The sequence below is a fragment of the Planotetraspora sp. GP83 genome (assembly GCF_041262585.1).
GTDB lineage: Bacteria > Actinomycetota > Actinomycetes > Streptosporangiales > Streptosporangiaceae > JAOEGB01.
The window spans coordinates 93,727-105,184 of sequence record NZ_JBGCBZ010000024.1 but is presented as its reverse complement, the minus strand read 5'-3'; the positions used below and the strand labels follow the sequence as shown (position 1 = coordinate 105,184).

Annotated in this window: 7 protein-coding genes and 1 pseudogene; 3 read left to right on the top strand and 5 right to left on the bottom strand. The window is 65.5% G+C overall.

Annotation, left to right across the window (positions count from 1 at the left end; genetic code table 11):
* Window positions 1-2,022: 2,022 nt before the first annotated feature.
* From cas6e to ABH927_RS28105, 5 genes are read right to left on the bottom strand one after another with little or no spacing between them, the layout of a single operon-like run.
* Window positions 2,023-2,763, bottom strand: coding sequence for a type I-E CRISPR-associated protein Cas6/Cse3/CasE (gene cas6e / locus ABH927_RS28125; RefSeq protein ID WP_370026437.1), 741 nt, complete (start codon window positions 2,761-2,763; stop codon window positions 2,023-2,025).
* On the bottom strand, window positions 2,760-3,617 hold the full coding sequence (gene cas5e, locus ABH927_RS28120; RefSeq protein ID WP_370026435.1) for a type I-E CRISPR-associated protein Cas5/CasD: 858 nt from the start codon (window positions 3,615-3,617) through the stop codon (window positions 2,760-2,762). The genes cas6e and cas5e overlap by 4 nt, the downstream gene beginning before the upstream one ends.
* The gene (locus ABH927_RS28115; protein WP_370026433.1) at window positions 3,614-5,056 is read right to left on the bottom strand and encodes a type I-E CRISPR-associated protein Cas7/Cse4/CasC; all 1,443 of its coding nucleotides are present in this window, start codon (window positions 5,054-5,056) and stop codon (window positions 3,614-3,616) included. The genes cas5e and ABH927_RS28115 overlap by 4 nt, the downstream gene beginning before the upstream one ends.
* Window positions 4,981-5,535: a type I-E CRISPR-associated protein Cse2/CasB gene (casB, locus tag ABH927_RS28110; RefSeq protein WP_370026431.1), complete on the bottom strand. Its 555-nt coding sequence runs from the start codon at window positions 5,533-5,535 to the stop codon at window positions 4,981-4,983. Before casB ends, ABH927_RS28115 begins: the two co-directional genes overlap by 76 nt.
* Window positions 5,522-7,018, bottom strand: a complete 1,497-nt coding sequence (locus ABH927_RS28105) for a type I-E CRISPR-associated protein Cse1/CasA (RefSeq protein WP_370026429.1) — start codon at window positions 7,016-7,018, stop codon at window positions 5,522-5,524. The genes casB and ABH927_RS28105 overlap by 14 nt, the downstream gene beginning before the upstream one ends.
* A gap of 125 nt (window positions 7,019-7,143) precedes the next feature.
* On the opposite strand from ABH927_RS28105, the gene cas3 reads away from it, so the two are divergent.
* The 3 genes and pseudogenes from cas3 (at window position 7,144) to ABH927_RS28090 (ending at window position 11,373) form a co-directional block, all read left to right on the top strand.
* Window positions 7,144-10,128, top strand: a complete 2,985-nt coding sequence (gene cas3 / locus ABH927_RS28100; RefSeq protein ID WP_370026427.1) for a CRISPR-associated helicase Cas3' — start codon at window positions 7,144-7,146, stop codon at window positions 10,126-10,128.
* A 780-nt stretch (window positions 10,129-10,908) separates the two neighbouring features.
* A pseudogene (locus tag ABH927_RS28095) lies at window positions 10,909-11,175 on the top strand (helix-turn-helix domain-containing protein); the annotation flags it as partial.
* Window positions 11,176-11,373 (top strand): hypothetical protein, encoded by a 198-nt coding sequence (locus ABH927_RS28090; protein WP_370026450.1) that lies wholly within the window; start codon window positions 11,176-11,178, stop codon window positions 11,371-11,373.
* The last annotated feature ends 85 nt before the right edge of the window (window positions 11,374-11,458 follow it).

Genomic DNA, 11,458 nt, shown 5'->3' with positions numbered 1-11,458 from the left:
GTGTGGGACCATCCCCGCGTGCGCGGGGAGCACGCACTGTCCGGCACACCTTGCCACCTTGTCAAGGGACCATCCCCGCGTGCGCGGGGAGCACGACGCTATGAGACACGACGACCGTGAGGGTGTGGGACCATCCCCGCGTGCGCGGGGAGCACGCACTGTCCGGCACACCTTGCCACCTTGTCAAGGGACCATCCCCGCGTGCGCGGGGAGCACGGCACGACCGGCTCAAGCTCAGAGAAATGGATCGGACCATCCCCGCGTGCGCGGGGAGCACACCGTCTCACCGCCCGACTCGACCGGTACGACGGGATCATCCCCGCGTGCGCGGGAGCACCTGAAGATGAAGCAGATCGGGTTCCCGTTCCGGGGACCATCCCCGCGTGCGCGGGGAGCACAGGAGGAGGGCGCACAGGATACGACGCTGAATGGGACCATCCCCGCGTGCGCGGGGAGCACTTCGGAGGAACTTCCTTGCCTTCCAAGATCGTGGGACCATCCCCGCGTGCGCGGGGAGCACGCCGCGCTGGAGAACGTCGCCGCGACCTGCGCGGGACCATCCCCGCGTGCGCGAGGAGCACGACTCACCGCCCACGATCACCCAGTCGAGTCTGGGACCATCCCCGCGTACGCGGGGAGCACAGGCCGAGGATCGCGGCCTTGATGCTGCCGCCGGGACCATCCCCGCGTGCGCGGGGAGCACAGGCCGGTCTCCATAGCCTGCACGATCGTGGGGGGACCATCCCCACGTGCGTGGGGAACACGACGCCTTCACATCGGTGAGCGGCACCCCGTCGGGACCATCCCCGCGTGCGCGGGGAGCACGGGGTAGCTCATGCTGCCTTGCGTCCCTTTCCGGGACCATCCCCGCGTGCGCCGGGAGCACAGGAGCGCGACCCGCATGTCGGGCTTCGTCGCGGGACCATCCCCGCGTGTGCGGGGAGCACTCCGGGGCCTGAACGCCCAAGTCCGCGAGCAGGGGACCATCCCCGCGTGCGCGGGGAGCACGACGCCCACGACTTCGCGCTGCTGAGCTGGCTGGGGCCATCCCCGCGTGCGCGGGGAGCACGACGGCGCGGACCGCGCGGCCTGGCCGGGATGGGGACCATTCCCGCGTGCGCGGGGAGCACCCGTCGAGCTTGGCGAAGATGCGGGCGAGCAGGGGACCATCCCCGCGTGCGCGGGGAGCACATCGCGACGGCGACGCGCTCAAGTAGGACCGGGGGACCATCCCCGCGTGCAGGGAGCACGACCGGCCGGCGAACCACATCTCCGCCCGCTTGGGACCATCCCCGCGTACGCGGGGAGCACGAGGACGCGCCTCCGACGTTGTACGACCCGGCAGGGCCATCCCCGTGTGCGCGGGGAGCACCCGTGCGTGGCCAGGACAGCCAGGTGACCTCGGGACCATCCCCGCGTGCGCGGGGAGCACGAGGACGTCCGTATGAAGTACGGGGTTAATCGGGGATCCCCGCGTGCGCGGGGAGCACCGAAACGTGTTCGAGCCGCTCATGGACCCGGCGGGACCATCCCCGCGTGCGCGGGGAGCAACTTGGCGGCCCGAGGCTCACCCTGACGCCTCGGGGGACCATTCCCGCGTGTGCGGGAAGCACAGTAAGCCGGTCCTGGTATACGGCACGGACCAGGGGTCATCCCGCGTGCGCGGGGAGCACGAGGCCGCCGGGAGGTTGTTGTACCGCATGAAGGGACCATCCCCGCGTGAGCGGGGAGCACAGGTCGCACAGTTCCACACCGATCGACCCGGTGGGACCATCCCCGCGTCCGCGGGGAGCACCACCTCGCGCAGCTATACCTCAGCTTCCAGCCGGGACCATCCCCGCGTGCGCGGGAAGCTGCACCCATCCGTGGTGAAGAAGAACACGCCAGGCTCGGGACTATCCCCGCGTGCGCGGGGAGGCGCGGCAGCATGGGTGAGACCGTTGAAGCGCTCCTCGCATGAAGCAACGAATTCGACGCAGGAGTGCCAGCCCCGAGGGGCAGACCATCCGTAACTTAACCGCCTTAGTCGGACCTTGCGACGGGCTTGATCAAGATGAGTCCGCAGCCGTAGGCGCGGGCGTGGCCGAGGCCTGTGGTGAGGACGTTGACGAAGACGTCGGGGTCGGTGATGGTGAATTGGCCGCGGATTTCTGCACGGCCAATGCGCATGCTTGGTTTGTCTGGGACGTTCGTGATTTTGGGGAGGATGCGGGCAGCGAGTCCGGCAGGATCGGCGTAGGCGCCGATCCTGCGTACGCCCCGGTCGTTGACAGCGGGCTCACCGGGGGGTTGGAGGCGTTCGGCGAACCAGCGGCGGGCATGGTCGGGGGTTGTGTCCGCGAGACGCTTCAGTTCCCTCTTGCCGTCTGGACGGGGTTCGGTGCCGGGCCGTTGGTGGCGGTCGCTCATTCGGGTGGGGTTGACCACTGCTCGGAAGCGGTATTGCTGCCCGGTTTCGATCTTCTGGTCGATGAGTAGGGCGGCTGGTGACTCGGCCAAGGCTGCCGAGGGAATTTTTGACCAGTCTGGCTGCACCCTGGATTGCACGACCACGGTGAGCTTGCCCGCCTTGAGGTCGGCGTTCGCGGTGTACAGGACTTGCAGTTGGGCGCGCGCGTCGTTGGATCCGTTTTCTAGCCAGCCATAGAAGCCGCTCATGATGAGCCGGTGCATTGCCTGTGCATCCAGGAGGACCCGGGCGGTGAGGGGGTGACGAGCGTCTAGTTCGAGGATGCTGTGGCAGGTGATGAAGACGGCGGTCACTCGGACTCCCATGTGATGGTGGGTGCCGTCAGCGGGATGCGCTGGCGGCGTTCCCACCGCTGAACGTGGGCACGGTTGCGGGAGGTGTAGGAGACGGGTTGGTCCATCACCGCGACCGCGTCATGCTCGTCAGGATCGCATTCGATCCAGTAGTAGGGCGCTATCTCGGTTGCGTTGGGGAGCAGTGCTGTGCGGGCCAGCACCGATTCGAGGTTGCCGTCGTGGACGCCGTGGTTCAGTCGTTCAGCGGGGGGGCAGTTCTTACGGCCGAGCCATAGCACTCGCCTGGGGTAATCGAGCCGGTCCGCGAGTCGTTCGAGGAGTGTACGGTTGCTGGACTCGACGGCTGCAACGAATGCGGCGTCCGAGAGGTACCAGCGGGTGGTGATCAGGGGTGTGCGGTTGATCGTGACACCCGCCTGGAGGTGACCGGAGCCATCTCGGTGGATCCCTTTCGGTGCGCCGTACCAGGATTGGAGTTCGACGGTGCCGAAGGTTCCTGTTGTGCTGACCGTGGCCACCCGGTCGGAGGCTTCGGCTCGTTTGGGGTCGAGGATCAAGTCCCGGGGACGGATTGGGAAACGGCCGCCCCCCACGCTGTGGTAGTCGCGGATGAGCACGCCCGGCCGGTCTGCTCGTACGGCGAAGCGCAGTCTCGCGAGTGTCGTGAGCGGTAGTGCGTCGGAGTAGTCGGTGTCATGTTCGTCGCGGTGGTGGCCATCAGCGGCCGCGAGCATGCCGATGACGCCGCTTTTGGTTGGGCGTTCAGGGTCGGTGTCGCGGTGGAGGAACCGGGACGCGGTGCCCCATGCCTGCAGAGGGCCGGCCAATCGGATAAGCAGGGTTGAGGTCATGCCCGCCCGCCTTGGACAAGGTCGTCGGGAGAGTTCACTTCGGTGACGCTGAGCGCGTTCTCGGCGCTGAGTTTGGCGAGAAGGTCGGCGATGTCGAGATCGTAGGTGAAGACGGCGCCGCGGCTGAGGCCTGGCAATTTCCGTGAGGCGAGGTGGTGCTGGCGGATGAGTCGCCGTACGGCTTGTGTGCTCACCGCTTCGCCGTCGGTGACAGTCAGCACGCGCTCGAAGGTGGAGGCGTAGTTGATCGGGCGGGAGCCGCTGACGGCCAGGACCAGCTTGGGCAAGACTCCGGGGGCCCCGGTGGTTGTCTTCTTCGCGGTGGGGACGGCGTGGCAGAAGGCCTCGGTGAAGGCCAGTTCGGCGGCTACTGCGGCGGCTTCGACGTCCGGCGCGGGAAGGCCACCGTTGCGGAGGTTACGGCGGAGTTGTTCGCGGTCCAGCACGGTGTTCCGATAGAAGGTTCCGGAGGTCAGGCTCTGGTATCCGGTGATGGCCGCGCCGCTGTCGTCACCGAAGCTCGCGTCGATGGCATCGAGGGCGTACCTCTTGCGCTGGTCTTTTTCGTCGTCGACAGCCGTGAAGAAGTCCTCATCGGTGACGCCCGCCTCCACAGTGAAGGCGTGACTGGACTGCACGGCTCCGTCCACATTCGGCGATTCGGCGATCTCGGCGAGCATCCGGCCGAACAACGCGATGTCGATCGCGTCCGCCGGAGCGAGAGCCGCGACCACCTGGGTCCGAATCTCCTTCGGCAGCGGGTTCTTCTCCACCTGACCGTCGTCGGTAGCGGTCGCAGTGTCGGGAGAGGCCGGTTCAGCGGGCTGCTCGTCCGCTGGTGCTTTGGCGGCGCGGGTTCGGCGGGCGCCCTTCCCCTTCTTGGCTGCTTCTTGCTTACGGGCTTCCCTTTCGGTGACCAGCCATGGGTTCAGCGCAGCGGAGTGCTCGTGAATGATGGTGGCCAGCCGTACGGCGGCGTCCGAGGGTGCGAAGACCGCGACTTTGGTGAGTTCTGGTCTCTTGTCCTCCTCGCCGAACTTGAGCCCGCAGGAGGATAGGACGGCTCTGGCCATCTCGATGGCCTGTTCAGGTTCCCAGCCGAGGATGCCGAGCTCTCGTGCGGTCTTCACTCCCCATTCGCGGGTTCGGATGCCGAAGGAGTGTCCGGCTAGCGGGCCGATGCCTTCATTGGCACGGTCCCGCAAGTAGATTCGCTCGGCGCGCCGCCAGCACTGGGCCGAGACCCTGGTGCGGACTTCGCTTCCGTAGACCAGGTCTTTGGGGAGGTTGTTCTCGTCCCGGTTCAAAAGCACGCCGGCGAACGTGATGATCGCGTGGAGTGAAAGGTACTGATCTTCCATGGCTATCTCCGTGTTTTGGGCGGGAGGTAGAAGTCGTGCGCCCAGTCGTGCTGGGCGCTCCGTGCCGGATCGGTCCATCGGCGTAGATCGGTGGCGAGCTGTTGCCAGGAGGGAGGTCGCGCGTTATCGGCTCTGAGCTGGTCGATCGCGTGCTGCACCCGTTTCCATGGGGGTTGCCGGGAGACCAGAATCTGGTTGATAAGCCGTACGCAGCCGTCGTTGTCGGGCCCTTTGGCGTTCTTCCCGCCGATGTTCCGCATGGCTCGGCCGAGATTCCCCCAGCCGATGTGCGGCTCACTACGGCCTGCATGGAAGCGGGCGAAATAGAAAGCGACGCGCTCGAATACGACGATGCCAGCCGGGTCTCCGTACGCGAGGTTCCCCGCTAATAGCCGCGGCACGGTGTTGGCTTGTGGCCGACGCAGGTCGGCGAGCGCGCCCACATCCCGGGATCGCACCAGACCTGCGAGCCATCCGACGAGTTGCTGCTCCGGTGTCCTTTGCGGTGCCTGGAGTAGATCGTCCAAGTCGAGTGGGTCGCTGTCAGGCTGTTTCATCGCTGATCTCCGGATACATCTGGAATGTGCGTTTAGCGGCGAGTTGGCGCTGCAGTTCCTCTTTGGCTTGTACGACAGCGCGCCACCCCCGAATGTTGGATGGCAGTGAGCGCAGCCGCTCATCGAGAGCGCCTGTGGCGATCGTGCGCATGGCCACTGCGTGGTCACGGATCGCGTCGATGTGATCAGCGCCGTCGGCGACCGCCTGGAGGAGGCGGTGGAAGGGGGCTCCAGCGCGAGCCCATACTTCTTCTGAGGCGTCGAATCGGCCCATCAACGTCGCACTATTCTCACGACTGCGGCCCGGGTAGGCATACCTGCAGGCAACCGCGGCTGCGCGATGAACAGCCTGAACCGCTTCATCGGCAAGCTGGACGCCGTGCTCGGCGGCTTGGTGAAGTGCTCCCCTGCGCGCGGGGTTGTAAGGGAAGACGTCCCGGACCCACCCGGCGACCTTGCTGTTGGTCGCATCCAGGCCAGTGGCCAGAAGGCTGATGGGCCGGTCGAGGCCGGCCACTAGATCGAACAGGCTCATGCCCCGGCCGGACGCCATGCTCGCGCCGTAGATGGCATGCGCGTCGCGCCAGAGCGCCCGGCTCAGGCTCGCCTGCAGCGGCCTGGTGCCGATGTAAACCGCATCATGGTCGGTGACAGGGTTGACGGAAATCATCTCGCCGGCGCCGAGAAGCACGCGGTCAACGACCACCTCGCCAGGTGGCGCAGCCACGTCACTACGTGCCCGCATCAGGACGGAACGACCGAGCGTGCTGTGCCAGTCGGCTGGTCCGTCTGGCGACCGGAATTCTCTGGTCGAGACAAATGCTCTTCGCCCCGCCTTATTTGTCCAGGTAGTGTTGAGGGTTCCGCTTTCAGGAGCGGGGCACAGGTTGAGTCTGAGAGTGTCGGCCAGGCTCTCGCCCATGGCGAGGATTCGGACCCGGGCCGAGAGCCTGCCAACCGACCCGTAGGTGAACGGCCTTCCCAGCACCTTCACGGGAACCATGGTGCGACCCCCCAGCCCAAAGGCATGCTGTGTGATCATCGCGAGGAAGGCATCACGGGCCATCACAGGCTCTGGGTCATGTAGATGAACGTGGTCAGAGAACTGGTTGTAGTCCTTCGCCCGTTCGAGCATGAGTTGCACAGGGCTGTAACCGTGTTCATCAAGGTGGTCGGCGAGCAGCACATTCTGCCCAAAGGGATGCTCGGGATGAAACAACTCGAACCGGCCCTTGTTCTCGGGCTGCAATAGCCAATCGGCGACCACGTCAAGCCGATGGCGCTCCTCCACCCAGGACCTCCATTGACTGGCACGCCTCGGTGTCACGCCTGCCGCATGGCAAATGGCCAACAGAAGTTCGTAGCAGGCGATCACCGTTCCAGGAGATGAATGGCTGATCGCAAGGTCGTCCTCGGCGTGCAGGAAGACCTCTGGAAGTGAGCGCCAGACCACCTCCGGCCCGGATTTTGTCAGTGCCGGCATGCATCCTTGGACGGCCAGATCGAACGTCGGCCTAGATACCCCGCTCTCTGTACTCGCGCCTTTCATAGCACCTGCCAGGTTGGAAGGGTTGGACACCAGTGGACAGTACGTCGAACCGAGCCGGCATGCGTGGCGATTCGGGAAAGTCGCACCTATGGGTATGGGGAAAGACCGATCGGACCGGTAACAGCCGGAAAGCCGGGGGGCCCGCATGGAACCCGCTGCTAGCCCACGCACTCGATACGGCTGCTGTCGCTGTCCTGCTGTTCGACGATTACTTGGCGGACCCGTGCAGGCTTCTGCTTGCCGAGACCCTGGGCGGCGGAGACCTCCACCAAGCCAGGAAGGTTGTGGCCTTCCTAGTTGCGTTGCACGACATTCCGGGCAAAGCGTGCTCGGAATTCCAATGCGCCTTTCACCAGAGCCTCGAAAGATTCCGGCTGAAGAACGAGGCGAGGCAGTGGGAGAGGCAAGCACGCAACGCCGGGCTCCCGCTGGCCCCGAACTTAGAGCACCATCCATCCATCGCGCACGCCAAGGTCACCGCCCAGATGCTCCCTGCGATCCTGGGCTGCTCATGCCGACGACGCTGTGCAGGCAATGGGGCAGACTTCCCTGCGCTCCACATGATCGCCGACCTCCTCGGTGGACACCACGGCCATATCCCGGGTCTGGCTCAACTCCGATCCATCGATATCGCTCAGAGCAAACCATGGCACGACGTCCACCAGGCACTCATCGACGACCTCGCGCAGACCCTAGAAATCGACCTTAAAGACCTTGCGAGGATCGTTACCCTCGCCCCCCGTCCTGCAGCCCTTCCCGTCTTTGCTGGTCTCACCGTGCTTGCTGACTGGCTCGCGTCCAATGAGAAGTTCTTCACCTATCGCGATCCGGATGACCCGATAAGCCGTTGGTGGGCAGAGTCGCAACGACAAGCGACACAGGTCGTGCACGCACTCCGTCTGCGCCGCTGGCCGGTTCAGCAGGCGGAATGGACCGCCCTGTTCGGCGAGAAGCACACCCCGCGGCCTGCCCAGGAAAGCGTCATGAAACTGCTACCCAAGGCCGGACCCGCTATGGTCATCGTGGAGGCCGACACCGGCAGCGGCAAGACCGAAGCCGCGTGGTGGTCCGCCCATCACCTAACCCGATCAAACGGCTATCAGGGCATGTACATGGCACTGCCCAGCCGAGCCGCGACCGAGCAGGCAGGGAGCCGCGCCAAACGCTTCGTAAGCGCCAGCCTCCGCGGGAACACCGAGCAAGCCAACCTTGCCATCGTGCACGGAACGGCCGCTGCTTCCGCCGTCGCCGAAGAACTCCTACAAGCCGCCACTATGGGTCCGGCAACCGCAGTGGACGGAATCAACCTAACGTGCGAAGACTGCCAAGGCGCCGTCCTCGACGACTGGTTCCTTTCCAGTAAACGCGGCCTGCTGTCACCCTTCGGCATCGGAACAGTCGACCAGATCGTCCTATCCATACAGAAATCCCGCTTCTGGTTCCTGCGTCTGTTTGGCCTCGCCCAGAAGGTGGTCATCATCGACGAGGCGCACGCATACGAGCTCTACCAGCAAACTCTGCTCAGTGAGGCCATCACCTGGTTCGCCGACGCGGGAGCCTCAGTGATCGTCCTGTCCGCCACGCTCCCCCGTGCGATCAAGCATTCCCTCATCGAGGCCTGGTGCCGGGGGCGCCGGACCACTCTCGCCCGGCAAAGCTCAGCAGAAGACACCATCACGGTGGTCGACGCCGCAGGTCAACTTCGCGGCGACACCCCGTCGACGTCTACGGACACGACAACCCGAAGCGGCCTGCTGGAGCTTCTTACCCCAGGCTCCCTGTCTCCGAAGGAAGGCCACAGTCTCGAGCGCCGGTGGGCGCAGGCCGTACTAGAGCAAATCCAGCAAGGAGGGATCCTCGCGGTCGTCCGTAACCGCGTGGACAGCGCCGTCGACCTGTACAAGCAAGCACGCGCAGTCGGCGAGGAACTCGGCTGGGATCCAGAGGAAATCATCCTCCTTCATGGGCGACTCCTCGAGCGCGATCGCAACCATATCCAACAGCGACTGCTCGATCTCCTCGGCCCACATCCCGACCCAAAACTACGCGATCACCAGCCCAATCCCAACCGGCCGCCTCGGCTCCTAGTCATCGCCACACAAGTCATTGAACAGTCCCTGGACCTGGACTTCGACCTGATGATGACCGACCTCGCCCCCCTCGACCTACTCATCCAACGGCGAGGACGCGTTCGCCGTCACCGCGTCAACGACACACAACGCCCAGCCCACCTCGAAGGCGTCGCGCCACTGCGAGTGCTGTGGTTACCCACAGCAGAGAACGTGCCGCTCGTTGCCTACCCAGACAACATTGACGGTGCCGTCTACGCGCCCTACCTGCTCGCGGCCACCTGGCACGTACTCACCGACGGCCACACCGAGCAACTCCCAGACGGTCTTCACCGCACGGTCATCGCCCCAGACGACGTGCCGACCCTGATCGAAGCGGTCTATGGGGATCGTCTCCACGGGCGTACGCCGCCGCTAGAGCAACTGCTCAATCGCACCTGGGAGGACATGCAAGGGCAACTCGCACAGGAGCGTCAGGAAGCATCGGACCGCATGGTGCTTGCCTACTTCCCAGGTGACGATGAAGGAGCAAAAGTCGAGGATCTCGCCTCCGACTGGCTGAATGGTGAGGAATCCGAGCCGGGGCTTCCCCGCCACCTCGCTGCTCGATCACGCCTCGGCGATGACAGCCACGACATTGTGTGCCTCTTCAAGCAAGCCAGCGGGGAACTCACCTGGGACCAAGCGGGAACGAACGTCGCGGACCTCGCCCACTACGACCGCGACAAACAGCCCACCCAGTATCGCGAGCAACTTCGCCAACTGCTGCTCAACACGATCCGCATCCCTCAGCGCTGGTTCCAGCAAGGAAAGTGGCCACTTCCACCTCAATGGAAACCGGTCAGCAACGGTCCACTCCATCACCGACCAACCCTGCTCTTCGAGCCCGACGGCCAATGCATCCACGGCCTGCCCGGAGAACTGACCCTCACCAAGGAGACCGGTTTGCAAAGGGTCAACTGGCGACGGCCTTAAGCTCAGCGGTACCGTCGAGACAGGTAATCCCAAGGCTCTTGGGATGAACCGCTGGCCGGTTCGATGAAGTCATCAGTCATTGCTCTTCCCCGCTGTCGCGGGGCTAGCGCCAAGGCCTTGTACTTAAGGTCTGAAGTGCTCCCTACGCACGCGGCGGTGTTCCCAGAAACGCCCATTCATGATCGCAGGACCCGTAGTGTTCCCCGCGCACGCGGGGATGGTCCCGAGCGATGGGCTCGCCTGGGCGACAGCGTCCCGTGCTCCCAGCGCAGGCGGGGATGGTCCCACATGGTTCGCGGAGAACAAGGCGAGGTTGACATGCTCCCCGCGCACGCGGGGATGGTCCCGCGCACCTGTTGGCGATGATTCTCGGCAAGGGTGCTCCCCGCGCAAGCAGGGATGGTCCCCCCTGCACCGGGTGCGGCGGCGTCCAGATCGGGTGCTCCCCGCGCACGTGGGGATGGTCCCGACCGCGCCGAGCTCGGCGACCTGGAGGAGCTGTGCTCCCCGCGCACGCGGGGATGGTCCCGTGGTGCAGGCGTGGACGATCACGCACTCCTTGTGCTCCCTGCGCACGCGGGGATGGTCCCGAGCGATGGGCTCGCCTGGGCAACAGCGTCCCGTGCTTCCCGCGCACGCGGGGCAGGCCCCCTGCTGCTGCGTGTCGGCGACACGTGAAAACTGACCCCCAGGCGACGCCCGGGTTCTAGTGCTTGTCGCAACACACCTGATCATGAGGGGCGTGTTGATGGCGAGGCGAGGACCAAGCGCAGGCTGGATGTGGAGTCGGAGCACTGGCGGCTGGTGCTGGCAGGCGTAGCGACGGTCGAGGCGTGTCGTGCCGTTGGAATCGGTCGCAAGACCGGATACCGGTGGCGGGCGGGGAACGGCGGGCTCCCTCCGGCGCGGCTGGCTGAGACTGCCCGGTCGAGCCGGTTCTTGTCGCTGCTGGAGCGGCAAAGAATCGCTACCTTGTGGGCGCGCGGCCTGGGAGTACGCGCGATACCTGAACGGCTCGGCCGATCACCCTCGACCAGCAGTCGCGAGATGCGCCGCAACACCCTTCCGCACGACCGGGGCATCTACGACGGCGACCTGGCCCATGCCCGGGCGCGGAACGAGCCCGGCGCGCCCGCCAAGGTCGGCTGCTGGAAGACGCGGATCTGCGAACCGAGGTTCAGGCCAAGCTGGAACTGGAGTGGACCGTTGTCCTTACAGTCCCGGCCGGCGCTCGACAAGACGTGAAGGGATCCGGTCGTTGCGGCGCTGTTGGCCCAGCTATGGCCGACTGCGGTGGGGAAGCCTTGTGAAGAACGCCCGCGCCGAGGCG